We start from the raw sequence: 24,965 nt of genomic DNA, 5'->3' as shown, positions 1-24,965 counted from the left end.
GCGCGTGCCATTGAGCGCATTTTCGTCAATTTTCGTCAATCACGAACGCAACGAGGAACTTAGGACCATGGCACAAGAGACCATGAGCTTTCAGGCAGAGGTCAAGCAACTTCTGCAACTGATGATTCATTCGCTCTACAGCAACAAGGAAATCTTCCTGCGCGAGCTGATCTCGAACGCCTCCGATGCCGCCGACAAGCTGCGCTTCGAAGCGATCGCCAAGAGCGAACTCTACGAAAACGATCCGAACTTGCGCATTCGCGTGTCGTTCGACAAAGAAGCACGCACGATCACGATCGACGACAACGGTATCGGCATGAGCCGTGACGAAGCCGTCTCGCATTTGGGCACGATCGCCCGCTCGGGCACGAAGGAATTCTTTTCGCAGCTTTCGGGCGACCAGCAGAAAGACGCCGCACTGATCGGACAATTCGGCGTGGGCTTCTACTCGGGCTTCATCGTCGCCGACAAGATCACCGTGGAGTCGCGCCGTGCCGGGGTGCCGGCGGCCGAAGGCGTGCGCTGGATCAGCGCGGGCGAGGGCGACTTCTCCGTGGAGACGATCGAACGCGCGCAACGCGGCACGACGATCACGCTGCACCTGCGTGCGGAGGAGGACGAGCTGCTGTCCGCGTATCGGCTGAAGTCGATCATTCGCAAGTACTCCGATCATGTCGCGCTGCCGATTCTCATGAAGAAAGAGGAGTGGGACGCGGAAAAGAGCGAGATGGTCGTTCAAGACGAGGACGAAACCGTCAACCAGGCGAGCGCGCTGTGGACGCGATCGAAGAGCGAGATCGACGACGAGCAGTACAAGCAGTTTTATCACCATCTTGCCCACGACGAGCAAGACCCGCTCGCATGGACGCACAACCGCGTCGAAGGCCGCAGCGAGTACACGCAGCTGCTCTACGTGCCGGCGCGTGCGCCGTTCGACCTGTGGAACCGCGAGCATCGCGGCGGCCTGAAGCTTTACGTGAAGCGCGTCTTCATCATGGACGACGCCGAGCAACTGTTGCCCTCGTACCTGCGTTTCGTGAAAGGCGTCGTCGACTCGGCGGATTTGCCGCTGAACGTGTCGCGTGAAATCCTGCAGGAAAGCCGCGACGTCAAGGCGATCCGCGAGGGCGTGACCAAGCGCGTGTTGTCGATGCTCGAAGAGCTCGCATCCGCCGAGACCGACGAAGGCAAGGAGAAGTACCGGACATTCTGGAAAGAGTTCGGGCAGGTCTTCAAGGAAGGGCTCGGCGAGGACTTTTCGAATCGCGAGCGCATCGGCAAGCTCGCGCGCTTCGCCTCGACGCATACCGATTCGGACGAGCAGACCGTGTCGCTTGCGGACTACGTCGCCCGCATGAAGCCCGAGCAGACGAAGATCTATTACGTGACCGCCGATACGTGGCAAGCGGCGAAGAACAGCCCGCATCTCGAAGTGTTCCGCAAGAAGGGCATCGAAGTGCTGCTGCTGACCGATCGCGTCGACGAGTGGGCGCTTGCGTACTTCACCGAATTCGACGGCAAGCCGCTTGCGAGCGTGGCGCGCGGCGATCTCGACCTCGACGCGTTCAACGACGAAGAGAAGAAAGCGCACGAGGCCATCGGCGAAACGATGAAGCCGCTCGTCGAGCAGATGAAGGAGGTGCTCAAGGACAAGGCGAAGGATGTACGTTTGACGTTCCGCCTGACCGATTCGCCGTCGTGCCTCGTGGCCGATGACGGCGAGATGACGGGCTACCTGCAACGGATGCTGAAGGCAGCGGGGCAGAAGGCGCCGGAAGTGAGGCCGATTCTCGAAATCAACCCCGAGCACGCGCTTGTGAAGGCGCTCGCTCCGGATCACGGTGATTTCGGCGATTGGTGTCACTTGTTGTTCGATCAGGCGATGCTGGCGGAGGGCGGCACGCTCGAAGATCCGGCGAGCTTCGTCAAACGCACGAACGCGCTGCTGCTCGCGCGGTGATGCACGCCGCGCGTCTGCGTTACGACGCCGCGGGCTGCGGCTGGCGCGCGGCGCAGCGTCCGGTGTCGACGTTCGATCAAAAGGACTGGCTCACGCGCGGCGGGTCGCTGACGGCGCACTTGCGCACGCTCGGCGACGTGCGGGTGCGTGTGACGCGCGAAGCCGTCGATCTTGCCTGGCCGGACGAGTGCGCCGCGCTGCGCGTCCGGTCGCGCACGCGGGTGTGGGTGCGTGAGGTCGTGCTCGAGGTGAACGGCGTGCCGTTCGTCGCCGCGCATAGCATCGCGCCGCTCGCGGCGAGCCGCGGCGTTTGGCAGTCGATGCGGCGGCTGTCCACGCGTCCGCTTGCCGAATTGCTTTACGCGGACAGCACGGTATCGCGTTCGGTGCTGGTCAGTACGCGCCTTGCCGTGCGGCACCCGTTGGCCGCGCTGGCGCGCCGGCAGATCGCCGGAAGGGCCCCCCATCAGTTGCTTGCGCGGCGATCGGTGTTCGTACGGCACGGCGCGCCCCTCATGGTGACGGAGTGCATGCTGCCCGCGCTGTGGGCGCATCTAGAGGGACGGGAAAGCGCGGGCGAACGACTGCCGAGCGGCGCGGCGCCGTCTGCCACCGGCCACGACAGAGGCGGACGTCTCGCGCGCCCTTCGCATGCCGGGTCGGCGCCGAGCAGAGCGCCGTTGCCGCCGCGGGCGGCTTCATCGTCGTGACGTTCAAACATTCATTCGCGCCGGTTGTGGACGAGCGCACGCGCGTGCTCGTGCTCGGCAGTTTGCCTGGAGAGGCGTCGCTTGCGCAAAGCCAGTACTACGCGCATCCGCAAAATCGGTTTTGGCGTTTGATTGGGGATGTGATCGGTGTGGCGTTGCCCGAGATGGCGTACGAGGCGCGATTGAAGGCGCTGCTCGATCATCGCGTGGGACTGTGGGATGTGATCGCGAAAGCCAAACGTGAGGGCAGTCTCGATAGCCGCATTCGCGATCATGCGACGAACGACCTTGCGGCGTTGGTGGCCGCGTTGCCGAATCTTGTCGCGGTAGCGTTCAACGGAGGCACGGCGGCGAAGATCGGCATGCAGCTGTTGGCCGAAAGCCGCATGTCGCTTGATCTCGTCAAGCTGCCTTCGAGCAGCCCAGCTTATGCGGCCGTGCCTTATGCCGAGAAGTTGAGGGCGTGGGAGGCGTTGCGGAAGTGGCTGGTGGAGTAGTGTCGACCGAATTTGCCCCCCGCCACTCCGGGGTGTTCCGCTCTGAAAGCCTCAGGCAGACGGCAGCAGAATGTCGAGACCGGATACAGCATCGATGAGTTCGGCCGTGAGCCGAACCAACTCCGCAGTCAGACGCGCGGGAAGATCGATATTGCCTTCGTATTCGGCCGCATTGCGTCTGCGGTGACAGGTGTCGAGTACGCGCCATTTTTCAGTCGGCCAGCCGACGGTGTGTTCAAGACACTGAAAGACGAGGTACCGATCGTCGCTTCTGTAGCCGTGAGCGCGCAAGGCGGCGCGTGACGCCGCGTGCGCTGCATCGTAAGCGAGAACGAACTGGCTCTCCGTAGCCATTGTTCCGCTAGCCGTGACCGTGCCGAGCAAGGTTCGGGCGAGGCCAAGCAAATGCATAAACTCGCTGCGGTTCGCCGGGAAGGGTTTCAGTTTTCCAATGCGTATCAGGTTATCCAATATCGTCGATGTCATCCTTTGTACCTATGACCATCAGCTTCGGCTGCCGCAACACGTCGGCAACGAAGGGGTGATGCGTGCGCTTTCGCTCCAGGAATTCATCGAGAGTGTACTGAGTAACCTGCACTGTGCGGCCTAACTGCTTTTCAGCCGACCCGAGTGCGGCCATGATTTGTCCATAGCTGAGGGTTTCGCTGATCAACATGACGTCGATATCGCTGCTGGCGCGATCACTGCCGTGAGCCACCGATCCGTACACAAAGGCGAGCTTGATGTCGGAACTAAGCGGTGACAGCGCTTCGCGGAGAACCTCAACGACCCCGAAGGTCTTGAGAATAATTAGACGTAGCTCATCGAAAATGGGACTGCCTTCGTAGGCGCGCACCTGTTTGAGGTTTGCAATGCGTCGCGTTTCGATGAGACCGCCCTTTTCGAGACGATTTAACTCGCGTTGGACGCTGGCGCTACCGAGATTGGTCAACCGAATCAACTCTTGGACGTGAAACCATTGTGCGGGCCGCCCAAACAGGCATGCCAGGATGGGTTGCTGTGCGCTGGAGAAGAGGGCGTCGCCGAGCTTTGTCATGTGCTAGATTTTAGCATGATCAAGCTAGAATTTAGCACGGTTATGGTATCGCCTGGTCCAATTACCGACAGCGAACCGGCTCGCAACCGTCCGTTCGCCACCCAGAAGCTTGCAAGTTTCTTACAATCAAGCTTTAATGAGGCTGTCTACATTCGAGGTTGTTCGTCGAGCGGCCCGTTTGAGGTCATAGCCGTGCATTTCGTCCCGAATCCTCCTGTCCTTGCGTGTTTCCATTTTCGGAGCCTGTTCGAAAGGGACACCTGTTGGCTTCAAAACCCGGTGACTGCGAAACGCACACGGAGCCGCGCTGTTCCCGCGGATAAGTCAGCACTTCCTTTTGCCCGGTTCTTCGCATAGCAGCGAAGAGCCGGGCCCCCTACCAGACCTGGCCGACCCACGACGACATGCTGCCGCGCCTCTCCTGACGGCGAGCGAGGCAGACATCGCGCACACGAGTGCGCGCGCTCGTGTGTCGCGTCCAACAGGATCCCCGTTGCGCTGCTGATGTGCGGCTTTGCCGCGCTTGAAATGCGGCGGGGCTGACTGACGCTGCTGGCGCAACTCAAGAGGTCTCAGTCATGCAAATGCATACCGCGCTGCCGGTCACGCGGGTTCTGCGCTTCATTCTGCGCGATCCGGCCAACCCAACCGCAGCGCTGCTTTACTGGCTCGGCGCCGCGAAGCCTTCCACTCACGCGAGCTTTGCTGAAGTCGCCCAGCGCTTCGCGCCGCTGATGCAAGTCGTCTTTGCCGAGGAGCGTCCCGGTGCGTTTGTCAACCGGAATGCCGTCCGGGAAGCGCATCGTTCTGGCACGGCCACACGGCTAATCTTTTTCGACGAGTCCTGGCTGGATATATGGGATGACAGCCATTGCTCGGACATCTGCAATCTGTATTCTTGCCGGAGGCAATCATGCTGCTCGCCCAAATTCAATCTTCCATGGAAGTAAGGACACATGTGGAAACCGAGCGCATCGTGTCCGAAAGCGACTTGGTTCAACTGAAGGCGTGTGTTCATTTGCCGACGGCGACACCGCAGCAGCGAGCGATGGTGGAAATGCTCGAAAGTACCGCGCTACTCGTCGGCTCTGAGCAGATTCCTCCTGACGTTGTCACGATGAACACGACCATTGAGTGCACAGTTGTCGACAGCGCCAACACCTATCAATGGACGCTGGTATATCCCGATAGGGCCGACTACTTGATGGGGCGTCTGTCCGTCCTGTCGCCTGCCGGCATTTCGCTTTTGGGTGCGCGATGTAGCCAGACCGTGACGTGCCGACCACCGAGCGGCGTGCAGATCCGTTACGTGATCAAAGCGATCCTGCTGCAACCGGAGCGTCGCCATCTGGCGCAGTGACGCCGTGGGCTACTACCTCGCTCGCGAGGTGGTAGCCAGTCAGTTGCAACCATCGAGCAGCCAACCGTTTTTCACGCGAAGACAAAGTACTTGCGAACCGTCTCCACCACTTCCCAAGTGCCCTTCATGCCGGGTTCGATGACGAACACGTCCCCGGCCTTCAGGTGCACGGCCGGCTCGCCTTCCGGGGTGATGATGCAGTACCCGTCGAGAAAGTGGCAGAACTCCCATTTCTCGTAATTCACCTCGAACTTGCCCGGGGTGCAAATCCAGGTGCCCATGATTTTGCTGCCGTCTTTGGAAACGTAAGCGTTGAGGTTGACGGTGTGCGGGTCGCCGCCGATGCGCTTCCACTTGGTGGCGTCAACGACCGGGGTCGGGCAGGTTTCGCGCAAAACGGTGATGAAGTCGGACATTTCAGCTCCAAACGATCTAATAGAAACCGGGGGGTGCCAGTGATTTAATCAGCCCCCGGAATCCGCTGATAGAACAAAAACGGCATCACCATGGGACACCTATGCCGAAAGCGGCCGTGTTGCGAGAGCCTTCCCAGCCTTGTCCGGTCGACATGTCATCGTGTCTGCCGCGCGCGGGGCAGGTAAAATCGCATGCCGTACGCCGAATGCGTCACCCGATATCAGCGAACCCGCCATGACCGATCAGTCCTTAACCTCCGTCGATTTGCCATCCGAAATCACCGCCGATGCCCCAGCCGTCGAGACGCCCGAAACGGTGCATGAAGACCGTCTTTGGCGCGACAGCGGCTGGACCGCGCGCATCATCAAGAACGAGGACGATGACGGGTGGGCTGTCGAAATGATCAAGGACGGCGAGCCGGAACCTGCGCTCGTCGGTCCGTGGACCATGGGGCGCAACAAAAAGGATCCGAAACCGCTCGATACGTCGGCATTCAATACGCTCGTGAAGACGGCGTCGGAGGTGTTGCGCCGGCACGAGCAGCAACTGCGCGCGCAGTTGCATAAGAGCTTGACGGTCGAGGCGGCGTCGGGCGACGGCGAATTGGAGATCACGCTGGATATCGTTCCCGATGAGGACGATCCCTATGCGCTGCTGACCGCGCTCGACTCGCTCGGCGAACGGTTGGCGCAGGTGCAGGTGTCGGCGGGCTTCAAACTCACCAAGGCGAGCGCCACGAGCTGGGTGGAAAACGAGTTTCGCCGGCCGAGCGGCTCGTGACTTTTCCAGCCCGCGCGCGGCCAGCGCGAACTGGCTATCGGTCGCCGCGCTTGTCGAAGAAGTTCAATAGGCGCTCAACCACCGCACGGGGCGCTTCCTCGGGGATATAGTGGCCGCAATTTTCGAACACGCCGCCTTCAACGTGTTCAGCCACCAGCCGCATCGTCGCGAGAAGGCCGCCACCTACTCCGCCGTCGGCGCCGTAGGCCAGTACCGGCATGGGTAGCTTGCGTGCGCTGCGCGCTCGATTCTGTTCAAGGCCGACGTCGGCGAGTGCGGCCCTGTAATAGGACAACGCCGCCCGTGTCGCGCCGGGCGCCTCGTTGACCCGAACGTATTCGTCGAGGTCTTCCGGTCCAATGGTCCACGGCCGGATCGCCTTCGCGCGGAACAGCCATGTCAAAAACGCGCGCTCGCGACCTTGCAGCAGCAACTCGGGTAGGTCGTCGAGCCGGTTGAAGCCGAAGTGCCAAGTCTTCAGATTCGCTTCGGACGTTGGGATACCTGCCGGGGGTGGCGGGCTGATGCCGGGCAGCGCCGCGTCGAATACGGCCAGCCGTCTCACATCGGATGGCCAGTCGGCCGCGAGGGCGTAGCCCATCCATGTGCCGATATCGTGCCCCACGACTTCGATTCCGGATGCGGTCGCGAGGCCGAGGGTTCCAATCAACCCGTGGAGTTCGGCGGCGACGGTCGTTAGGTCGTAGCCGTCGGCCGGCCGATCAGAATCGCCCATGCCGCGCGGATCGATCGCGATCACACGGCGGCCCGCCGCAGCCAGCGAGGGCATGACATATCGCCAGACATACCAGCTTTGCGGCCAGCCGGGCAGCAGCAGGACCGGCTCGCCCTGGCCGCCTTCGACGAAATGCAGCCGCATGCTTCCGACGCGCGCCGTGCCGTGTCGGAACTGCTTCCAAAATGCGGCGGGCTCGAAGCGGGCAAACGCGTCGTTGTCGCCGGTGGGTACCAGGTCTCGATTCATCAAGAACTCCAAAAAAGAAATGGGCCGACGTGCGGCCGACCGCGCATGACATATAAGAAAGCGATCGCTTCCAAAATGGTCAAAAAATTTTCAAGCAAGCAGCTTGAGCGCGCTCTCGACGAGACTCATCATCTCGGAGCCTGCACGGCCGGTCTTGCCGATGACGCGCATCCCTTGCGCGACACAGAGCAGCAACCGCCCAGTCGTTGCGGCATCGACGCGCGCCGAAACCGACCCATCGGCCTGGCCTTCTTCGACGAAGCCGATCAGCCGCTTTTCCAGCGACGCAAACTGCTGACCGACGCGCTTGGCGATATCCGCATCGGTACTTGCCAGATCGACCGCGCTGCCGATGACCAGGCAACCGCGCTGGCCTTGTTTGCCGAAACTCGCTTCCGCATAGACGGTCAGCAGGGCCTTGATCTTGTCGTGCCCCGTCGTCGCCGCCGCGAGTTCGTGCGAAAGGCGTGCGTTGCGCAGGGCCAAATAGCGTTCGAACGCCGCAATGAAAACGCCGCGCTTGTCCCCGAACGCTTTGTAGAGACTGCCCTCGGCGATGTCCATGGCTTGCGTGAGCTTGCCCAGGGAGGTGGCGTGATAGCCGGACTCGCTGAACACGACGATAGCCTTGTCGAGCGCTTGGTCGACGTCGAACTCGCGAGGGCGGCCGCGGCCGCGCGCCACGGCCGTCGCAGGAGAGGGAAGGTTCATGGCGCCATTATAGGAAGTGATCGTTTCCGAATCAAGACGCCTGAAATAATGGTCGCTCAAAGGCTCGAGCTAGGACCGCGATGCACGAGCCTGTGCTCACGGCCCCTCAATAAACCGGATGCCCGCTAATGAGGCTCGGCAGCCACGTCGAAAAGAACGGCAAATACGTGACGATGTTGATCGCGCTGAAGATCGCGAGGTAGTACGGCCACGCCACCTTGGTCGTTTCCCCGATCGATACGTTGCCGATCGCACAGCCCACGAACTGCACCGACCCGATCGGCGGATGCACGAGCCCGAGGGAGCAATTGAGCAGCAGCATGATCCCGAACTGCACCGGTCCGACGCCGCATGCCATGGCGATCGGCAGGAACAGCGGCGTCGTGATGAGAATGTGCGCGGCCATGTCGACGAACGTGCCGAGGAACACTTGCAGCACATTGATGTAAAGCAACATGAGCCAAGGTGCGGCCGTGGACTGCTTGAGCAGACCTTCGATCGCATCGGGAATCTCCAGATACGACATTTGGAAGCGCAGCATGTTCGACACCGCGATCAGCAGCAGCACAACACCCGTCGTGCGCGCGGCATGCGAGAGCGCGCGCCATAGCTTTGCGCGATTGAGCGTTCGGTAGACGAAGGACGTGAGCACGAGCGAGTAGACCACTGCGATCGCAGCCGCTTCGGTCGCCGTCGCGATCCCCTTCGCAACGCAAACGAGGATGATGGCGATGACCATGAGCCCCGGCACGGCGCCCGCGAAGCTGCGCGCGACGGCGTACCAGCCGGGAAACTTCGGCAGTTCGGTCGAACCGTCCGCGCGGCGCGGATAGCCGTGGCGCACCGCTTGCCAGTAGGCCGCCGCGAGCACGAAGCCCATCACCCAAAGCACGGGCAGCAAGCCCGAGAAAAGCAGGTCGCCGATCGATACGCCGCTCACTGAATGGCCGTTGAGCATGCCCGTGATCCCTTGCGCGGCGAATGCGTAGATGATCATGTTGGTCGACGTGGGCATCAGCGCGCCGGCCAGGGACGCGTGCGTCGTGACGTTCACGGCGTAGGCCGCGCTATAGCCTTCGCGTTTCATCAACGGAATGACCACGCCGCCCATCGCCGAGGTGTCGGCGGTGGGCGATCCGGATACGCCGCCGAAGAGTGTGCAGGCGACGACGTTCGCCATGCCGAGACCGCCTCGGAAATGCCCGACGGCTGACTGCGCGAAGCGCAAAATGCGGTCCGCGATGCCGCCGTGCAGCATCAGTTCGCCGGAAAAGATGAAGAAGGGCACGGCGAGGAACGAAAACGCGTTCATCCCCGAGATCATCGATTGCATCGCGGTGGCGATCGGCAGACCTTCGACAAGGTAGGTGGCCACACACGAGATCCCCAGCGCGAACGAAACGGGCACGCCGAGGACGAGAAGCAGCAGGAAGCTGCCGGACAGGATTGCGAGTTCCATGACGTTTAACGTGGTTCGTGGCGACGAAGCGCAAGCAGATGCTCGAGCGAGAAGAGGATCATCGCGATGCCGGCGGGCAGGGCGATGGCGTAGCGCAGCGCTTCGGGCAAGCCGAGAATCGGAATGCGGTCGTCGATGGTCGTGGCCGCCATGCTGCCGCACCCGACGATGATCGCGATGGCGAAGGCGATCAAGCAAAGATGCTGAAACGCCAGCGCGACGTTGCGCCCATTCGGCGAGAGCCGGCGCACGAACGAGTCGAGGCCGATGTGGCCGCCGTCGCGCACTTTCATCGCCGCGCCGAACAGCGCGATGGCGATGACGAGCAGGAGGGCGATCGGTTCGACGAAATCGGGCGCGTTGTTAAACAGATAGCGCATGACCACGCTGTAGAAGACGAGCCCGGTCAGTGCGACGAGACAGAGGGACGCCGCGACGGCGAGCGCCCGAAACAGCGCATCGTTCGAGCGCTTGAGGAGCTTCATGACTTCGGTCCTTCAACGAATTGCGCCCGCCTCGCCGCCGGCCATCGGCCGGAGGACGTGCGGGCGTTGCCTGATGGACGCGCGAAGGCGCGTCGCTGGGCCGTTACTTGATCGCTTCGATTTCGTCGACGATCTGCTTCATCTGCGGCGTTTTCTCGTATTTCGTCCACAAAGGCTGCATCGCCTTCACGAATGCCGCCCGGTCGACTTGCGCCGCGGGGATGATCGTCGCACCGCCCTTGGTCACGATGTTCTGCGCCTGCGCTTCGCGCGCGGTCCACAGCTTTTGGTAATACGGCACGGAATCGGCCGCTGCCTTCTTGATCGCGGTCTGCTCCTCGGGCGAAAGCTTGTCCCAGATCTTCTTCGAGAAGACGAGCACTTCAGGCGTCATGGCGTGCTGCGTTTCCGAATAATCTTGCGCGACTTCGAAGTGCTTGGTTTCCTCGTAGGACGGCAGGTTGTTTTCCGCAGCATCGACCAGCCCGGTCTTCAAGCCGGTATAGACCTCCGCGAACGGCATCGGCGTGGGCGTGCCGCCCATTGCTTTGATTTCGTCGACCATCAGATCGGACGGCTGCACGCGCACCTTCAGCCCCTTCATGTCCGCGGGCGTACGCACCGGCCGCTTCGCGTAGATGGAGCGAGCCCCGCTCTCGTAGAACGTCAGGGCGATCATCCCCTTGGCGGCGAATGCATCGAGAATCTTTTGTCCTTCGGGGCCGTACATCACCTTGCGGAAATGGTCGATATCGCGGAACAGGAAGGGGAGCGACGGGATCAGCGATTCCGGCACGATCTCGTTGAAGGCAGCGCCGTTCGCGCGAACCATGTCGATCGCGCCGATCCGCACTTGATCGATCGTGTCGTTCTCCGACCCGAGCGCACTGTTGCCGAACACTTTGATCGAATCCTTGCCGCCCGTGGCCTTCGAGAGCTCGTCGCTCATGTGCTTCACGGCCATATTGGTCGGAAAGTTATCCCCATGCACGTCGGCCGAGCGAAACACGCGCGCCTGCGCGGACATCGCAAAGCCGGCAAGCAACGCCACCGCGAGCGCGGCGCGGGAGCGTGTGAATGTCCTTTTCATCGTTGATATCCTGATCCAAAAACTCGTCTTAGAGGTCGTACGTCGTATAACAGGCGAGACTTTACGGACATCCAATCGGAAGCTCACTCGGGGGATACCCTTGGCCGGGGCGTCTTGCCCGCGGTGGCCCAGGGCTGGTGACTTTAGGAGGCGCCGATCGGGCGCGCGGCAGTGCCGGAATGGGGCGTGGCGCCGGGAAGCAAGGGACGCCCGCCAGCGGGATCGGGTAGGTGAAAATACCTAGTCGTACGATGACGCATAAGAATGCGCGGAACGATTGCGATCGCTGACGAGCCGGCAAATCGACCGGGGCGACCGGCTTTTTATCGCATGAGCAAGGTGACTGCCGCCCAGCCGATCAGCACCAGCCCCAGAACCTGGCCCACGCGCTCGCCGCGGGCGAGCAGTTTCTCGACGAAGACGAACAGCGACAGCGTGGCAATCCAAACGAGATTCATGACGCCGCCGACGAACAGCAGCGTCATCAAGAGCCAGCAGCATCCGACGCAGTACATGCCGTGATGTGCTCCTAGCACGAATCCGCTCGCGACGCCCATTCGTCCGTGTTCGGCCAGGAAGCGGGCGGGCGCCCGGCACTGCGCGAGGCAAGCGCGCTTGACCGGGGAGAACTGATAAAGCCCGGCGGCGGCCAATACGATCGCGGAGAGCGTCGCACTTTTGGACCACAGCATCATGGCCGAAATGAGCCCGGCGGGCTGAAGCGTCTTTTGCAGCAAGGCCGCGAAGACGGAAAAGGCAAGCCACGCCGTCAGATAGCCGGACAGCAGCAAAAGCGTCGATACGGACGAGCTTGCGCCGTTCATGCCGTGGTGCCGCAGAACGTTTCGGTAGAGCAAAACGAGCGGGGCCGCGCTGGGCGTCATCATGGCGATCATCATCGTCCACCACATCAGGATCACCGTGGGCAGCGAAGGATCCATGCCGCCCGCGCCGCCCGAGAGCCGATGCGGAAAGAGCGCGACGGACGTCATCTCGAGCGCCGACATGCCGGTGCCCGCGCCGCTCCATAGATAGAACCAGCACAGTCCGACTAGGATGGCCATCCCCGCCAGCGCCGCGATGCGTTCGCGGCCGATGATTGTCTCGAGCGCGATCATGCCGTGGCGCGATGCCGAATCAGTCCTTGATGGTTCATATGCAATCGCGCGAATTGCGCATGCGTGCCGTCGAGCGTCAGTGCGATGTTTCCTTGAGCGCGACCCGTGCCGGAGCCGATCTCGGCGATCTCGAATTCGAACCCGTGCGGCAGATCGATGCGAACGCGATGGGCCTCGCCGGTTACCGGATTGCGCAAAGGCTCGCCGGTCAAATCGAATACGCCGGCGACATGGATCCGGCCGCGCCGGGCATCGACGTCGGCGTCGAAGTCGATGCGCGTCGATATCGGATCGAAGACTTGCGTCATGGTGGAAGCGAATATGGAGAACATCGTGGCGAAGGGCTCGGAGTCCTGCCCGGTCATGATTCTCAAGAGCGCGCTTCGCTGCGCGGCGTCGGCCCGCTCGTCGACGATCGGCTGGCATTTGCCTTTGCCTTCGTGGATCGGGCCGGGCCAACTCAGCACGAGCGCGAGATTGAGGCCATCCAGCCTCACATGGCCGTGATAGCCGCTCGCGATCGAAATGGCGCCCATCGCTTCGCATGTGCCGTTCGTCGGCGGCGCGTTGAATTGGCAAGGACAACCGTATGAGCAATTGCAGCACATGAACTCGGCGCCTTCGATTTCCCAAGGAGTCATGGCCCCTCCCTCTGACGCCCCGCGATAGGGGAGCGTGGTTCGAATCTAGTGCACGTCAACGGGGAAATCAAACGCGTTGCGCGCTGCGATAGACTGGCGGCCGTTTCAAGTCATTCCATGACTGCGGATAAGCGCTCGCCCATTTAAGCGGAGAAGAAAACTATGTGGACGCACGAGGAAAGTATCGACATCGACGCAACGCCGGAACGGATCTGGACGTTGTTCCGCGACGTGGACGGATGGGGCCGATGGAACGCGGGCATCGAGCACATTGAGCTTCACGGCGCGTTCGCCGCCGGTACGACGTTCACGATGAAGGTTCCCGGCGGCGATGCGTTTACGAGTCTGCTTCTCGATGTCCGCGACGACGCCGGTTTCACCGATGAAACGATCATCGACGGCACGCGCGTCGTCGTGCGTCATGAACTGCGCGCGACGCCGGCGGGGCAGACGCGCGTCACGTACGGCACCGAAATCACGGGGCCCAACGCGAGCGAATTCGGTCCGATGGTCACCGGCGATTTCGGCGCCGTGCTGGCCGCGCTCAAGCGCTTGGCCGAGGCCCTTCGCCAAGCCGACTGAAAGTGCGCAGGCTTCATCGTCGCCATCGCATTGCCTCAAGTTTTGCGTAAGGAAGCCGTTAAAAGATCGAAAGGCGTCAGCCCAACCGTTCGCCGTGTTTCTCATATGCCGTTTCGATTTTTTCTGAGGATTGTCCGCGATGCGCAATAACGTGCCTGTCAGTCAGCACGAGTACGAGTTGTCCGATAACGCCACGCTGATGTCGACGACCGACACGCAAAGCCACATCACCTACGCCAATGCGGCCTTCGTCGAGGTGAGCGGATTCGCGGTGGAAGAGCTGCAAGGAGCGCCCCACAACATCGTGCGGCACCCCGACATGCCCAAGGAAGCGTTCGCCGACATGTGGACGACGCTCAAAGGCGGAGAGCCCTGGACGGCTATCGTCAAGAACCGGCGCAAGGACGGCGATCACTATTGGGTGCGCGCGAATGCGACGCCCGTGGTGCGCGGCGGACGCACGGTCGGCTATATGTCCGTGCGCACGAAGGCCTCGCGCGAGGAGATCGCGGCCGCCGAGGCGCTCTACCAAAGCTTTCGCGAGGGAAGCGCCGGCAACAAGGCGTTCCACAAGGGCCTCGTCGTGCGCACGGGCTGGCTCGGTTGGACCAGCGCATTGAAGACGATGTCGGTGCGCTGGCGTATTCGCCTCGCGCTGATCGCGCTCGTGCCTTTGCTCCTCGCCTGCGCCGCGGCGACCGGACAAGGGGGCGTCGGCCTCGCCTTGTTCGGCGCGGGTGCGGCCGTCGCGCTCGCCCTCGCATCGCTTTGGCTCGAAGCGCAAATCGCGCGGCCGCTCGAGCGCTTGCGCGAGCATGCGCTCGACGTGGCGTCGGGACAGGGCCGGCAAGCGGTCGAAGCCGGCCGCATCGACGAAATCGGCATGGCGATGCGCACGGTCAGCCAATTGGGCCTGATGTTCCGCTGGCTCGTCGACGACGTCAGCGAGCAAGTGCGGCACGTGCAGCAGTCGATCAACGAATTCGCGCAAGGCAATGTCGATCTGAGCTCGCGCACGGAGCAGGCGGCATCCAGCGTGCAGCAAACGGCTTCGTCGATGATGCAGATGACCTCGACCGTCAAGAGCAACGCGGAAACGGCGTCGGCGGCGAATCAGCTTTCGAGCACGGCGAGCGAATCGGCGACGAAGGGCGGGCGCGCGGTGTCGGAAGTCGTCAATACGATGAACGAGATCACGGACAGCTCGCGCAAGATCGCCGACATCATCGGCGTGATCGACGGCATCGCGTTCCAGACCAACATCCTCGCGCTCAATGCGGCCGTCGAAGCGGCGCGGGCCGGCGAGCAGGGCCGCGGGTTCGCCGTGGTGGCGGGCGAGGTGCGCAGCTTGGCTCAGCGCAGCGCCTTGGCCGCCAAGGAAATCAAGACGCTCATCGACGCGAGCGTCGAGAAGGTGGAATCGGGCTCGAAGCTCGTCGACGACGCGGGCCGCACGATGGACGACATCGTCGCGCAGGTCAAGCGCGTGTCCGACCTCATCGCCGAGATCAGCTCGTCGACGAGCGAGCAGAGCGCCGGCGTGGTGCAGGTGGATCGCGCCGTCGGCGAGCTGGACAACATCACGCAGCAAAACGCCGCGCTCGTCGAGCAAAGCACGGCCGCGCTCGCGAGTCTGAAGCAGCAGGCCACGCGGCTCGTCGACGCGGTCAGCGTCTTTCGCTGAGGCGGCCCACCGGCGCGCGCACGCGGCGGTGCTATCCTCTCGTCCGGTTCAACCTGGTCCCCGGACGCCTAATACTTTTTTATGACCGATCTCATCAAGCGCGCTTCGGCCGAAGCGCGCGCTTTCGCACGCGGCGAGCGCGCCGAGCGCACCCGCCGTGCGCAAGTTCAATCCAAATCGTCCAAACGCGGCCCGCGCGCCGACGCGCTCGACGACGAATCGGGCCGCGCCGCGTTGCGCATCGAACTGCCGCGCAAGCCGCGATTCGCGCCGGTCACGTTTTCGGAAGAACGCGGCGTGCGCTACCTTCACTTCGGCACCGAGTGGGTTCAAGGCGCGATGCGCCTGAACAAGCCCGATCGGATCGAACTCGAGTATGCGCAGCAGATGATGGCTTGGCTGCTCTTTCTCGAAACGCCAAAGCGCGTCGTTCAGCTCGGCCTCGGCGCGGCGGCGCTGACGAAGTTCGCGTATCGCTATTTGCCGAACGCCCGAGTGGAAGCGGTGGAGCTCAACCCTGCCGTCGTCGTGGCGGCGCGCACGATGTTCGCATTGCCGCCCGACGATGCGCGTCTGACGGTGCGCGAGGCCGATGCGTGGGATTTCGTGCACGACCGCGCGAACCATGGCGCGATCGGCGCGCTGCAGATCGATCTCTACGATGCGACGGCGCGCGGCCCCGTGCACGACAGCCTTGCGTTCTATCGCGCCGTGCGCGCGTGCCTGACCGATGCCGGCATGGCCACGATCAATCTCTTCGGCGATCACCCGAGCTTCGTGCGCAACATGAAGCAACTGAACGCCGCGTTCGACGGCCGCGTCATTGCACTACCCGAGGTGCACGAGGGCAACCGCATCGCCCTGGCCTTCTCGGGCCCGGCTCTCGAGATTCCCTACGTCGCGCTCAAGCAACGCGCGAAGCTGATCGAGGACAAGCTTGGCCTGCCGGCGCGGCGCTGGGTCAAGGCGTTGCGCGAAGTGGACACGGCTCGCACGACACGTGCGCCGTCTAGCGCGCCGGATGTGTTCACTATTTGATCATGCAGGTCCGCCCGGCATGCCGGGCGGCGCCGTGGCGGGCGGTCGTGCCCCGGGTCTGTCCCGCTTGACCGTTCGCGCGCGGCTCTTATACTCTTGCGAAGCTTAATAAGCTGAAGGATGCCCGGCCACCCGCGCTGCATGCGGGTCTTGAGCCGGTCGAGATAGGGGTGGTCTCCCAGGGAGCTTCCTCACGGATCGCCTCCCATGGGATTCGTGCGGGCGATCCCCCTAAGGGACCGCCTTCGGGGTGTGTCTCGAGGGGAATCACCTCTTGGGGCGAAAAAGAGTAAAAGAGGAGACGTCATGGCTCACAACGCCGACGCCAATCGAGCCGCCAAACGCTGGCTCTGGCTGCTGGTCATACCCTGGATCGCCATGATCTGGGTGCCGTCGTACAACAAGGTCGAACCGCAATTGGGCGGATTCCCGTTCTTCTATTGGTATCAGCTGTTCTGGGTGCTCGCGAGCGCCATCATCACGGCTATCGTCTATTTCAAGACCAAAACGCGTTCGAACTCGGGCGCCTCTGCCGGAGATGCTCGATGAACGCTACAGCAACATTCGTTTTCGTCCTGTTCTTCATCGGGGTCACGATCCTCGGGTTCGTCGCCGCTCATTGGCGCCGCGGCGATCTGGCGCACCTCGAAGAGTGGGGCCTGGGCGGCCGCCGCTTCGGCACGATCGTCACCTGGTTCCTGCTCGGCGGCGATCTGTACACCGCCTATACGTTCGTGGCGGTGCCGGCCCTTGTGTTCGGCGCCGGTGCGATGGGGTTCTTCGCGCTGCCGTATACGATTCTCATCTATCCGTTCGCGTTCGTCGTGTTCCCGAAGCTGTGGGCGGTGGCCAAGCGACATGGCTACGTGACCTCGGCCGACTTCGTCGGCGCACGCTACGGCAGCCGCATGCTCGCACTGGCCGTGGCCGTCACGGGGATCGTCGCGACGATGCCCTATATCGCGCTGCAGCTCGTCGGCATCGAAGTGGTGATCGGCGGCCTCGGCTTCGACACGTCGGGCTTCGTCGGCGATTTGCCGCTCATCATTGCATTCGCGATCCTCGCGGCCTACACCTACACGTCGGGTCTGCGCGCGCCGGCCATGATCGCCGTCGTCAAGGACTTGCTGATCTACATCACGATCATCGCGGCCGTCATCGTCATTCCGGCGCAGCTCGGCGGCTTCGGGCACATCTTCAGCACCGTGCCGCCCGCGAAGCTGCTGCTCAAGGCGCCCGACGTCTCGAGCATGAACGGCTATAGCGCGTACGCAACGTTGGCGGTGGGTTCGGCGCTTGCGCTGTTCCTGTACCCGCACTCGGTCACGGCGATCTTGTCCTCCTCGTCGGGCAATACGATCCGCCGCAACATGGCGATGTTGCCCGCGTACTCGCTCGTGCTCGGTCTGCTGGCGCTGCTCGGCTACATGGCGTTGGCATCGGGCGTGAAGGACATGCCCGAGTTCGCACCGTACTTCAAGGCGTTCGGGCCGAACTTCGCCGTGCCGGCGTTGTTCCTGCACTTCTTCCCGTCCTGGTTTGTCGGCGTCGCTTTCGCGGCCATCGCGATCGGTGCGCTCGTTCCCGCGGCGATCATGTCGATCGCCGCAGCGAATCTGTATACGCGCAACATCCATCGCGAGTTCGTCAACCGCAACATGTCGCCCGCCCAGGAAACGAACGTCGCCAAGCTCGTTTCGCTGATCGTCAAGGTCGGTGCAGTCGCGTTCATTCTCGGCCTGCCGCTCACGTACGCGATTCAGCTGCAGTTGCTCGGCGGAATCTGGATCATCCAGACGCTGCCGGCTATCGTGCTCGGCCTTTATACGCGCAAGCTCGACTCGCGCGGCCTGTTGGCCGGCTGGGCCGTCGGTATCGCCGTCGGCACGTGGATGGCGGCGTCGCTGCATCTGAAGGGCTCGATCTACGCCCTCCATATCGGCGGCTATACCATCCCGGGCTATGCGGCGGTCTGGTCGCTGGTCGTCAACCTCGTCGTTGCGGTCGTCGTGACCTTCGCGCTGCGTGCGATGGGCGCGAGCCACGCCGAAGACCGTACGAGCCCCGAGGATTATCTCGACCCGGTCGAAAGCTGATACTCGATGCTTAAGCATCGGCAATGAAAAGGGCGGCCACGTGCCGCCCTTTGTTTTGCTCGCGCCCGTTACGGGCGGCGCAAGCCTTGCTCGGCGCGCTTTGCAGCGCACATATCGACGAAGCGCCCCCTTTGCCCGACAATCTTGCCGTGACCGACTATCTCCGCCCCCTTCGCTGGCTTGCCGCGCCGCTCGTTCGCGTCGTCGTCTCGCCCTACTATCGATACCGCCATGCGCGCGTGCTGCATGCCGTGCGCGTCGGTCTGGCGATGCTTGCCTCGATCCTCGTGACGACCGGCATCAATGTTCCGAACGGCATTTGGGCATCGGTGACCGTCCTCGTCGTCATCGGCGGCCTGCAGCATCATGGCAACATCCGCAAGAAGGCGGCCGATCGCGCTCTGGGCACGATGCTCGGCGCGCTCGTCGGCCTCTTGCTGATCGCGCAATTGCACGTGATCGGCTCGATGCCGCTCACGCATTTGCTGATGTCGATCGCGGCAGGCGTGTGCGGCTACTACGCGATCAGCAACGCGGGGTACATCGCGCTGTTGACGGCTATCACGATCTGCATCGTGGCCGGGCACGGCGACAGTACGATCGATACGGGCTTATGGCGCACGCTGAACGTGATGATCGGCATCGCAGTCGCGCTGGCGTTTTCCTTCGCCTTGCCGCTGCATGCGACCTACTCGTGGCGCTATCTGCTCGCGCGGAATCTGCGCGATTGCGCGCGCATCCGCAAGCGCATCGCACGCGGCGCGGCGCTCGACGTCGAGGCGCACGTCGCGGCGTTCGCCGCACTGAACGGCCGGCTCGTCAAGCTGCGCTCGCTGATGCCGTCGGTGGCGAAGGAGGTCGATATTCCGCTCAAGCGGCTCGAGGCTATTCAGCGCATGCATCGTTCGATGTTGAGCGCGCTCGAGATGATGTCGACGAGCGCCGCCGTGCATCCGGCCACGCCCGCAGACGGGGGAGAGGACGCGCGCGCCGTCCGCGCTTCGCTGCTGCGGACCGCGCGCGCGTTGCGTTTCGGTTCAGCGTCGCGTGCGGGGCAACGGTTGGCGTTCGGCCTGCCCCGGGCGAGCGGACAGGCGCAGGACGGCGCCGGCGAGGCGCGTGGCACGCCTGATGAGACGCTGCCGGGGCCGCGCTGGGTCGCTCAATGGTTCGAGGAGCAGGTCGATGCGTTGCGCGCGCTCTTGGCCGACACCGAGCGACAGTGGCACATCGAGGGCGACGCGGCCGCTCGCACGGCAGTGCGCGCGCGGCGATGAGCCGCGCGCGCGTTCGCCGCCACTGCTAGCCGCACCGCGTGAAGCGACGCGCCGCGACCGGCGCCCCGTTCAGGGTTCCTTGTTCTCGACGTTGACCATCCACGGCACGCCGAACTTATCGGTGACCATGCCGAAGCCTTTCGCCCAGAACGTCGATTGCCACGGGAGACCCACCTCGCCGCCTTGCGCGAGCGCGTTGAAGATCTTTTCCCCCTTGGCTACGCTGTCGAGCGAAACGGAGATGCTGAAACCGGAGTACGACGGGGCGGCGGTTCCGCCAGGCATGCCGTCGGTCGCCATGAGCGTGGTTTGCCCGACCTTGAACGACGCGTGCATGATGCGCTCGCCGGCCTCGCCGCGCACCGCATGCTCGGCCGGCGCTTCCTTGTGGCGCATCTTGAACGTGACCTCGGCGCCGAGCGCTTGCTCGTAGAACGAGAGCGCCTCGTCGCATCGGCCGTAGAAGTACAGATACGGTTGAACCACCATCGTCGCCTCCGTGGTCGTGAGGGAATGCGGGTCAGCGCAATGCGTCGATGAGCTTTTCGAGCTTGATGGCGTCGGCGGCGAATGCGCGAATCCCTTCGGCGAGCTTTTCGGTCGCCATTGCGTCGTCGTTCAACTGGAAGCGGAACGACGACTCGTCGATCGCGATGCGCTCCATGGCTTCACCCGCCGCGGCTTCCGGCGAGAGCTTACGCTCGACTTTTTCGCTGCTGTCTTGCAATTTTTGCAGCAGATCGGGGCTGATCGTAAGCAAGTCGCAGCCGGCGAGTTCGGTGATTTGGCTCGTCGTGCGAAAGCTCGCGCCCATGACTTCGGTTTGATAGCCGAAGTGCTTGTAGTACGCGTAGATCCGCCGCACGGACTGCACGCCCGGATCGTTCGCACCGCCCATTTTCGCCTCGTCCCAGTCGCTGCCGGCCTGCTTCTTGTACCAGTCGTAGATGCGGCCTACGAACGGTGAAATCAGCTTCGCACCGGCTTCGGCACAGGCCGCGGCTTGCACCGGCGAGAACAGCAGCGTCATGTTGCAGTTCACGCCTTCCTTTTGCAGCAGCTCGGCGGCACGCACCCCTTCCCAGGTGGACGCGAGCTTGATGAGCACGCGTTCGCGACCGATGCCGGCCGCCTCGTACAGCTTGATGATTTCGTGTGCTTTGTCGACCGAGCGCTTGGCGTCGAACGACAGCCGCGCGTCGACTTCCGTCGATACTCGGCCCGGAATGATCTTGAGGATTTCGCAGCCGAAAGCGATGAGAAGCTGGTCGATGATCGCGCCGGCGCTCTTGCTCGCATGGTCGCGCACGGTTTTTTCGAGCAGCGGCTTGTAGGCGTCTTTTTGGACGGCTTTCAAGATCAGCGACGGATTAGTCGTGGCGTCGCGCGGCTTGTATTGCGCGAGCTGCTGGAAGTCGCCGGTGTCCGCGACGACGATCGTGTATTGCTTCAGTTGGTCCAGAGCATGGGTCATGGCAGATCAGCGACGCGAAGCGCCTCCCGTTAGAGTTCAGAAGGGTCGCACCGCCAAAACGGCGCGACCGGCTACCAAAGAGACTATTTTATGCCCCGATGCGTTCCCGGGCTAATGCAGGCGCCATGCGCGGGTCGCGCGACGCAGCAAGCGGTCGCCGCTAGCCCCCTAGGCTAGGCGCGGCGCGCGGTCAGAACGAGTTGCGTGATCACGCCCGCGACGAGCCCCCAGAAGGCGGAGCCGATCGACAGCAAGGTGAGCCCAGAGGCGGTCACCATGAACGTGACGAGCGCCGCTTCGCGTTCGCGGACGTTGCTCATCGCATTCGTGAGGCCGCTCATGATCGAGCCGAACAGCGCCAGGGCGGCCACGGAAACGACGAGCGCCTTGGGCAACGCGGCGAAAACGGCGGCGATCGTCGCGCCAAAGATTCCGGCCACGAGATAGAACAGGCCGCACCAGAGCGCGGCCGTGTAGCGCTTGGCGCGGTCTTCGTGAGCCTCGGGCCCCGTACAGATTGCCGCAGTAATCGCTGCCATGGTAATTCCGTGCGAGCCGAACGGCGCAAGCAGCAGCGAGACGATGCCGGTCGTCGAAATCAGCGGCGCGGATGGCGTGGTGTAGCCGTCCGCGCGCAGCACCGCCAGGCCCGGCATGTTTTGCGAGGCCATGGCCACGACGAACAGTGGCACGCCGAGGCTCACGGCCACCGACAGCGAGAAGTGCGGCATCGTGAAGACGGGATGCGCCAGCGCGACGTGAAAGCGGCTGAAATCGATGAGCCCGAGCGCGGCGGATACCGCGGTTCCGGCCACGAGCGTCGTGACGATCGCGTAGCGCGGCGCCAGGCGCTTCACGAACAAATAGACGAAGAACATCGTCAGGACGAGCGCCGTTTGGTATTGCGCCGCGTGAAAAATCTCGATCCCGATTTCGAATAAGATGCCGGCCAGCAGCGCGCTGGCGATACCTGCGGGCACGCGCGCCATCAACGCATCGAACCAGCCCGTAAGGCCTACCGCCGTGATGAGCACCGCGCAGACGATGAATGCGCCGATCGCGTCGGCGTAGGGCACGTGGGGCAGCGCGGCGATCAACAGGGCGGCCCCCGGCGTGGAGTAGGCGATGACGACGGGCGTGCGGAATCGCAGGGATAGGGCGATCGTCGAGAACGCCATGCCGATCGAGAGGGCCCAAATCCACGAGGAGACCTGCGCGTCGGTCAGCTGCGCCGCGCGGCCGGCTTGAAACACGAGCACGAGCGAACTCGTGTAGCCCGTCATCATCGCGACGAAGCCGGCTACGACGGCGTGCAGCGATGTATCGGCGAACGGTTGCAACACATGGCGGCGCGTCGCGGGCGGGCCGGAAAGATTGGGGCTGGAAGGGGCAGTCATGAGTGTCGAGGCGGTGCAGCGGAGAACGGCTGGAAGAATTAAAAGGTTGAACTGGCGCGAGCCGACGGGCCATACCCCGGCGCTCGCCCCATGCGTTGCGGTTATTTGCTGAGCTTGCGCATGGCGGCCTCCAAACCCGCGAGCGTCAGCGGATACATCCGTTCGCCGAGCAACTGGCGGATGATCGACACGGACTGCCGATACGCCCACAGGCCCTCGGGCTCCGGGTTGAGCCACGCATGGTGAGGAAAGTGATCGGCGAGACGGCGCAGCCAGACCGCGCCCGCCTCGGGGTTGTTGTATTCGACGGATCCGCCGGCCTGCAGCACTTCGTACGGACTCATCGTGGCATCGCCGACGAAAATGAGTTTGTAGTCGGGCGTGAACTTGTGCAGCACATCCCAAGTGGGCATGCGTTCGACGTGGCGGCGGCGGTTGTTCTTCCACAGGTGATCGTAGACGCAGTTGTGGAAGTAGTAGAACTCGAGATGCTTGAATTCGGCTTTTGCGGCCGAAAACAGCTCTTCGGTGCGCAAGATGTGATCGTCCATCGAGCCGCCGACGTCGAGCAGCATCAGCACCTTCACGGCGTTGTGCCGCTCGGGCACCATCTTGAGATCGAGCCAGCCGGCGTTGGCCGCCGTGCTGCGGATCGTACCGGGCAAGTCGAGTTCGTCCGCCGCGCCTTCGCGCGCGAAGCGGCGCAGGCGGCGCAACGCGACCTTGATGTTGCGCGTGCCGATTTCCACCTGATCGTCGTAGTCGCGATAGCCGCGCGCTTCCCAGACCTTGACGGCGGTCCGATTGCCGGCCGCGTCGCCGCCGATCCGGATGCCTTCGGGGTTGTAGCCGCCGTTGCCGAACGGCGACGTGCCGCCCGTGCCGATCCACTTGTTGCCGCCTTCGTGGCGCTCCTTCTGCTCGTCGAACAGCGCTTTCAGGCGTTCCATCAGTTTGTCGAGCCCGCCCATCGCTTCGATCTGGGCCTTTTCCTCGGCCGTCAGCTCGCGCCGCAGACGCTTCTCGAGCCAGTCGAGCGGCAGCTCGAACGCGGCGTCGGTCAGTTCTTGTACGCCGCGGAAATAAGCGCCGAACGCCTGATCGAACTTGTCGAAGTAGCGTTCGTCCTTGACCAGCGTCAGGCGCGCGAGATAGTAGAACTCGTCGAGCGAAGGCGCGATCACGCCGCTGCGCAGCGCTTCCACGAGCGTCAGATACTCCTTGACCGATACCGGCAGCTTAGCGTCGCGCAGCGTGTAGAAGAAGTCGATCAGCATGCCGGTGCCTATGCCTCGGGGTGCGGTGAGCGCGGCGCGCTAGCGGTTGTGCCGATTCATCTGGACGAGCCGCTCGAACAAGCCGATGTCCTGCTCGTTCTTCAGCAGCGCGCCCGCGAGCGGCGGCACGATCTGCTTTTGATCGGGCGCGCGCAGCGCTTCGGGCGGAATATCCTCGGCCAGCAGCAGCTTGAGCCAGTCGAGCAGCTCGGAGGTCGACGGCTTCTTTTTGAGGCCCGCTACGCCGCGCAACTCGAAGAAGCTCGCCAAGGCCGCGCGCAGCAGGTCTTCGCGGATGCCGGGGTAGTGCACGTCGACGATGCGCTGCATCGTGGCCGGATCCGGAAACTGGATGTAGTGGAAGAAGCAGCGGCGCAAAAACGCGTCGGGCAGTTCCTTCTCGTTGTTCGAGGTGATGACGACGAGCGGCCGGTGCTTGGCGCGTACGACCTCGCGTGTCTCGTAGACATGGAACTCCATGCGGTCGAGCTCGCGCAGCAAGTCGTTCGGGAACTCGATGTCGGCCTTGTCGATTTCGTCGATGAGCAGCACGGCGGGCACGTCCGATTCGAACGCTTGCCACAGCACGCCCTTGACGATGTAGTTCGCGATGTCCTGGACGCGGGCGTCGCCGAGCTGCGAATCGCGCAGGCGCGAGACGGCGTCGTATTCGTATAGACCTTGCTGGGCTTTGGTGGTCGATTTGATGTGCCACTGATAAAGCGGCATGCCGAGCGAGGCCGCGACTTCTTCGGCGAGCATCGTCTTGCCCGTGCCCGGTTCGCCTTTGATCAACAGCGGACGCTTGAGCGTGATCGCGGCGTTGACGGCGAGTTTGAGATCGTCGGTGGCGACGTACTGCGACGAACC

At 63.2% G+C, this 24,965-nt stretch carries 27 protein-coding genes; 12 read left to right on the top strand and 15 right to left on the bottom strand.

Going from position 1 to position 24,965, the window contains the following annotated elements:
- Positions 1 to 67 precede the first annotated feature (67 nt).
- From htpG to ACTHNR_RS19690, 3 genes are read left to right on the top strand one after another with little or no spacing between them, the layout of a single operon-like run.
- Positions 68 to 1,960, top strand: coding sequence for a molecular chaperone HtpG (htpG, locus tag ACTHNR_RS19700; RefSeq protein WP_440549342.1), 1,893 nt, complete (start codon positions 68 to 70; stop codon positions 1,958 to 1,960).
- Complete coding sequence (locus ACTHNR_RS19695; protein WP_440549341.1) at positions 1,960 to 2,670, top strand: chorismate--pyruvate lyase family protein; 711 nt, start codon at positions 1,960 to 1,962, stop codon at positions 2,668 to 2,670. The genes htpG and ACTHNR_RS19695 overlap by 1 nt, the downstream gene beginning before the upstream one ends.
- Positions 2,667 to 3,167: a DNA-deoxyinosine glycosylase gene (locus ACTHNR_RS19690; protein ID WP_440549340.1), complete on the top strand. Its 501-nt coding sequence runs from the start codon at positions 2,667 to 2,669 to the stop codon at positions 3,165 to 3,167. Before ACTHNR_RS19695 ends, ACTHNR_RS19690 begins: the two co-directional genes overlap by 4 nt.
- Positions 3,168 to 3,218: 51 nt before the next feature.
- Here the strand turns inward: ACTHNR_RS19690 and ACTHNR_RS19685 are convergent, their stop codons facing one another.
- Together ACTHNR_RS19685 and ACTHNR_RS19680 are read right to left on the bottom strand one after the other, a co-directional pair.
- Positions 3,219 to 3,521: a hypothetical protein gene (locus tag ACTHNR_RS19685; protein ID WP_440549339.1), complete on the bottom strand. Its 303-nt coding sequence runs from the start codon at positions 3,519 to 3,521 to the stop codon at positions 3,219 to 3,221.
- A 109-nt stretch (positions 3,522 to 3,630) separates the two neighbouring features.
- Positions 3,631 to 4,224 carry a nucleotidyltransferase domain-containing protein gene (locus ACTHNR_RS19680; RefSeq protein ID WP_440549338.1) on the bottom strand — a complete coding sequence of 198 codons (594 nt, stop codon included), beginning with the start codon at positions 4,222 to 4,224 and terminating at the stop codon, positions 3,631 to 3,633.
- A gap of 578 nt (positions 4,225 to 4,802) precedes the next feature.
- Here ACTHNR_RS19680 and ACTHNR_RS19675 point away from each other — a divergent pair.
- Both ACTHNR_RS19675 and ACTHNR_RS19670 read left to right on the top strand, forming a co-directional pair.
- The gene (locus ACTHNR_RS19675) at positions 4,803 to 5,174 is read left to right on the top strand and encodes a hypothetical protein (protein WP_440549337.1); all 372 of its coding nucleotides are present in this window, start codon (positions 4,803 to 4,805) and stop codon (positions 5,172 to 5,174) included.
- Positions 5,138 to 5,584, top strand: coding sequence for a GreA/GreB family elongation factor (locus ACTHNR_RS19670; protein ID WP_440549336.1), 447 nt, complete (start codon positions 5,138 to 5,140; stop codon positions 5,582 to 5,584). Before ACTHNR_RS19675 ends, ACTHNR_RS19670 begins: the two co-directional genes overlap by 37 nt.
- 71 nt (positions 5,585 to 5,655) lie before the next feature.
- Here ACTHNR_RS19670 and ACTHNR_RS19665 read toward each other — a convergent pair whose 3' ends face one another.
- Entirely contained in the window at positions 5,656 to 6,000 is a 345-nt protein-coding gene (locus ACTHNR_RS19665) for a cupin domain-containing protein (protein WP_440549335.1), read from the bottom strand.
- Positions 6,001 to 6,235: 235 nt separating this feature from the next.
- Between ACTHNR_RS19665 and ACTHNR_RS19660 the strand changes: the two genes are divergently transcribed.
- Positions 6,236 to 6,781 carry a hypothetical protein gene (locus ACTHNR_RS19660; RefSeq protein ID WP_440549334.1) on the top strand — a complete coding sequence of 182 codons (546 nt, stop codon included), beginning with the start codon at positions 6,236 to 6,238 and terminating at the stop codon, positions 6,779 to 6,781.
- A gap of 34 nt (positions 6,782 to 6,815) precedes the next feature.
- Here the strand turns inward: ACTHNR_RS19660 and ACTHNR_RS19655 are convergent, their stop codons facing one another.
- From ACTHNR_RS19655 to ACTHNR_RS19625, 7 genes are all read right to left on the bottom strand, one after another.
- The gene (locus ACTHNR_RS19655) at positions 6,816 to 7,778 is read right to left on the bottom strand and encodes an alpha/beta fold hydrolase (RefSeq protein ID WP_440549333.1); all 963 of its coding nucleotides are present in this window, start codon (positions 7,776 to 7,778) and stop codon (positions 6,816 to 6,818) included.
- A 78-nt stretch (positions 7,779 to 7,856) separates the two neighbouring features.
- On the bottom strand, positions 7,857 to 8,477 hold the full coding sequence (locus ACTHNR_RS19650) for a TetR/AcrR family transcriptional regulator (RefSeq protein ID WP_440549332.1): 621 nt from the start codon (positions 8,475 to 8,477) through the stop codon (positions 7,857 to 7,859).
- Positions 8,478 to 8,583: 106 nt separating this feature from the next.
- Positions 8,584 to 9,936 carry a TRAP transporter large permease gene (locus tag ACTHNR_RS19645; RefSeq protein ID WP_440549331.1) on the bottom strand — a complete coding sequence of 451 codons (1,353 nt, stop codon included), beginning with the start codon at positions 9,934 to 9,936 and terminating at the stop codon, positions 8,584 to 8,586.
- A gap of 5 nt (positions 9,937 to 9,941) precedes the next feature.
- Positions 9,942 to 10,421, bottom strand: coding sequence for a TRAP transporter small permease (locus ACTHNR_RS19640; RefSeq protein WP_440549330.1), 480 nt, complete (start codon positions 10,419 to 10,421; stop codon positions 9,942 to 9,944).
- 103 nt (positions 10,422 to 10,524) lie between these two features.
- Positions 10,525 to 11,511, bottom strand: a complete 987-nt coding sequence (locus tag ACTHNR_RS19635) for a TRAP transporter substrate-binding protein (protein WP_440549329.1) — start codon at positions 11,509 to 11,511, stop codon at positions 10,525 to 10,527.
- Between the two features lie 323 nt (positions 11,512 to 11,834).
- A complete protein-coding gene (locus ACTHNR_RS19630) occupies positions 11,835 to 12,629 on the bottom strand; it encodes a DUF2182 domain-containing protein (RefSeq protein ID WP_440549328.1) in 795 nt (264 codons plus the stop codon).
- Positions 12,626 to 13,270, bottom strand: coding sequence for a DUF1326 domain-containing protein (locus tag ACTHNR_RS19625; RefSeq protein WP_440549327.1), 645 nt, complete (start codon positions 13,268 to 13,270; stop codon positions 12,626 to 12,628). Before ACTHNR_RS19625 ends, ACTHNR_RS19630 begins: the two co-directional genes overlap by 4 nt.
- A gap of 162 nt (positions 13,271 to 13,432) precedes the next feature.
- Here ACTHNR_RS19625 and ACTHNR_RS19620 point away from each other — a divergent pair, with 162 nt between their 5' ends.
- The 6 genes from ACTHNR_RS19620 to ACTHNR_RS19595 all read left to right on the top strand — a co-directional run bounded on the left by ACTHNR_RS19620 (position 13,433) and on the right by ACTHNR_RS19595 (position 19,947).
- Positions 13,433 to 13,852 carry an SRPBCC family protein gene (locus ACTHNR_RS19620; protein WP_440549326.1) on the top strand — a complete coding sequence of 140 codons (420 nt, stop codon included), beginning with the start codon at positions 13,433 to 13,435 and terminating at the stop codon, positions 13,850 to 13,852.
- Positions 13,853 to 13,991: 139 nt separating this feature from the next.
- On the top strand, positions 13,992 to 15,536 hold the full coding sequence (locus tag ACTHNR_RS19615; RefSeq protein ID WP_440549325.1) for a methyl-accepting chemotaxis protein: 1,545 nt from the start codon (positions 13,992 to 13,994) through the stop codon (positions 15,534 to 15,536).
- Positions 15,537 to 15,617: 81 nt separating this feature from the next.
- Positions 15,618 to 16,574, top strand: coding sequence for a spermidine synthase (locus ACTHNR_RS19610; RefSeq protein WP_440549324.1), 957 nt, complete (start codon positions 15,618 to 15,620; stop codon positions 16,572 to 16,574).
- A gap of 306 nt (positions 16,575 to 16,880) precedes the next feature.
- Entirely contained in the window at positions 16,881 to 17,123 is a 243-nt protein-coding gene (locus ACTHNR_RS19605; protein ID WP_440549323.1) for a DUF3311 domain-containing protein, read from the top strand.
- On the top strand, positions 17,120 to 18,670 hold the full coding sequence (mctP, locus tag ACTHNR_RS19600; RefSeq protein ID WP_440549322.1) for a monocarboxylate uptake permease MctP: 1,551 nt from the start codon (positions 17,120 to 17,122) through the stop codon (positions 18,668 to 18,670). The genes ACTHNR_RS19605 and mctP overlap by 4 nt, the downstream gene beginning before the upstream one ends.
- A gap of 131 nt (positions 18,671 to 18,801) precedes the next feature.
- Complete coding sequence (locus ACTHNR_RS19595; protein ID WP_440549321.1) at positions 18,802 to 19,947, top strand: FUSC family protein; 1,146 nt, start codon at positions 18,802 to 18,804, stop codon at positions 19,945 to 19,947.
- 69 nt (positions 19,948 to 20,016) lie between these two features.
- Here the strand turns inward: ACTHNR_RS19595 and ACTHNR_RS19590 are convergent, their stop codons facing one another.
- From ACTHNR_RS19590 to ACTHNR_RS19570, 5 genes are all read right to left on the bottom strand, one after another.
- On the bottom strand, positions 20,017 to 20,436 hold the full coding sequence (locus ACTHNR_RS19590; RefSeq protein WP_440549320.1) for a VOC family protein: 420 nt from the start codon (positions 20,434 to 20,436) through the stop codon (positions 20,017 to 20,019).
- Between the two features lie 31 nt (positions 20,437 to 20,467).
- A complete protein-coding gene (tal, locus tag ACTHNR_RS19585; protein ID WP_440549319.1) occupies positions 20,468 to 21,421 on the bottom strand; it encodes a transaldolase in 954 nt (317 codons plus the stop codon).
- Positions 21,422 to 21,594: 173 nt separating this feature from the next.
- Positions 21,595 to 22,818 (bottom strand): benzoate/H(+) symporter BenE family transporter, encoded by a 1,224-nt coding sequence (locus ACTHNR_RS19580; RefSeq protein ID WP_440549318.1) that lies wholly within the window; start codon positions 22,816 to 22,818, stop codon positions 21,595 to 21,597.
- A gap of 101 nt (positions 22,819 to 22,919) precedes the next feature.
- A complete protein-coding gene (locus ACTHNR_RS19575) occupies positions 22,920 to 24,095 on the bottom strand; it encodes a vWA domain-containing protein (protein WP_440549317.1) in 1,176 nt (391 codons plus the stop codon).
- 39 nt (positions 24,096 to 24,134) lie between these two features.
- A partial coding sequence (locus ACTHNR_RS19570; RefSeq protein ID WP_440549316.1) for an AAA family ATPase occupies positions 24,135 to 24,965 on the bottom strand: 831 nt, incomplete at its 5' end.

Source organism: Trinickia sp., assembly GCF_051954495.1.
In the GTDB taxonomy this organism is placed as follows: domain Bacteria; phylum Pseudomonadota; class Gammaproteobacteria; order Burkholderiales; family Burkholderiaceae; genus Trinickia.
This window is presented reverse-complemented; position numbering and strand designations above follow the sequence as displayed.

Coding starts and splice junctions, on each gene's coding strand:
- ACTHNR_RS19640 (WP_440549330.1), bottom strand. CDS start 10,421: ATGAAGCTCCTCAAGCGCTCGAACGATGCGCTGTTTCGGGCGCTCGCC.
- ACTHNR_RS19660 (WP_440549334.1), top strand. CDS start 6,236: ATGACCGATCAGTCCTTAACCTCCGTCGATTTGCCATCCGAAATCACC.
- ACTHNR_RS19605 (WP_440549323.1), top strand. CDS start 16,881: ATGGCTCACAACGCCGACGCCAATCGAGCCGCCAAACGCTGGCTCTGG.
- ACTHNR_RS19625 (WP_440549327.1), bottom strand. CDS start 13,270: ATGACTCCTTGGGAAATCGAAGGCGCCGAGTTCATGTGCTGCAATTGC.
- ACTHNR_RS19590 (WP_440549320.1), bottom strand. CDS start 20,436: ATGGTGGTTCAACCGTATCTGTACTTCTACGGCCGATGCGACGAGGCG.
- mctP (WP_440549322.1), top strand. CDS start 17,120: ATGAACGCTACAGCAACATTCGTTTTCGTCCTGTTCTTCATCGGGGTC.
- ACTHNR_RS19630 (WP_440549328.1), bottom strand. CDS start 12,629: ATGATCGCGCTCGAGACAATCATCGGCCGCGAACGCATCGCGGCGCTG.
- tal (WP_440549319.1), bottom strand. CDS start 21,421: ATGACCCATGCTCTGGACCAACTGAAGCAATACACGATCGTCGTCGCG.
- ACTHNR_RS19610 (WP_440549324.1), top strand. CDS start 15,618: ATGACCGATCTCATCAAGCGCGCTTCGGCCGAAGCGCGCGCTTTCGCA.
- htpG (WP_440549342.1), top strand. CDS start 68: ATGGCACAAGAGACCATGAGCTTTCAGGCAGAGGTCAAGCAACTTCTG.
- ACTHNR_RS19580 (WP_440549318.1), bottom strand. CDS start 22,818: ATGACTGCCCCTTCCAGCCCCAATCTTTCCGGCCCGCCCGCGACGCGC.
- ACTHNR_RS19675 (WP_440549337.1), top strand. CDS start 4,803: ATGCAAATGCATACCGCGCTGCCGGTCACGCGGGTTCTGCGCTTCATT.
- ACTHNR_RS19695 (WP_440549341.1), top strand. CDS start 1,960: ATGCACGCCGCGCGTCTGCGTTACGACGCCGCGGGCTGCGGCTGGCGC.
- ACTHNR_RS19645 (WP_440549331.1), bottom strand. CDS start 9,936: ATGGAACTCGCAATCCTGTCCGGCAGCTTCCTGCTGCTTCTCGTCCTC.
- ACTHNR_RS19615 (WP_440549325.1), top strand. CDS start 13,992: ATGCGCAATAACGTGCCTGTCAGTCAGCACGAGTACGAGTTGTCCGAT.
- ACTHNR_RS19575 (WP_440549317.1), bottom strand. CDS start 24,095: ATGCTGATCGACTTCTTCTACACGCTGCGCGACGCTAAGCTGCCGGTA.
- ACTHNR_RS19620 (WP_440549326.1), top strand. CDS start 13,433: ATGTGGACGCACGAGGAAAGTATCGACATCGACGCAACGCCGGAACGG.
- ACTHNR_RS19665 (WP_440549335.1), bottom strand. CDS start 6,000: ATGTCCGACTTCATCACCGTTTTGCGCGAAACCTGCCCGACCCCGGTC.
- ACTHNR_RS19680 (WP_440549338.1), bottom strand. CDS start 4,224: ATGACAAAGCTCGGCGACGCCCTCTTCTCCAGCGCACAGCAACCCATC.
- ACTHNR_RS19650 (WP_440549332.1), bottom strand. CDS start 8,477: ATGAACCTTCCCTCTCCTGCGACGGCCGTGGCGCGCGGCCGCGGCCGC.
- ACTHNR_RS19685 (WP_440549339.1), bottom strand. CDS start 3,521: ATGGCTACGGAGAGCCAGTTCGTTCTCGCTTACGATGCAGCGCACGCG.
- ACTHNR_RS19635 (WP_440549329.1), bottom strand. CDS start 11,511: ATGAAAAGGACATTCACACGCTCCCGCGCCGCGCTCGCGGTGGCGTTG.
- ACTHNR_RS19670 (WP_440549336.1), top strand. CDS start 5,138: ATGCTGCTCGCCCAAATTCAATCTTCCATGGAAGTAAGGACACATGTG.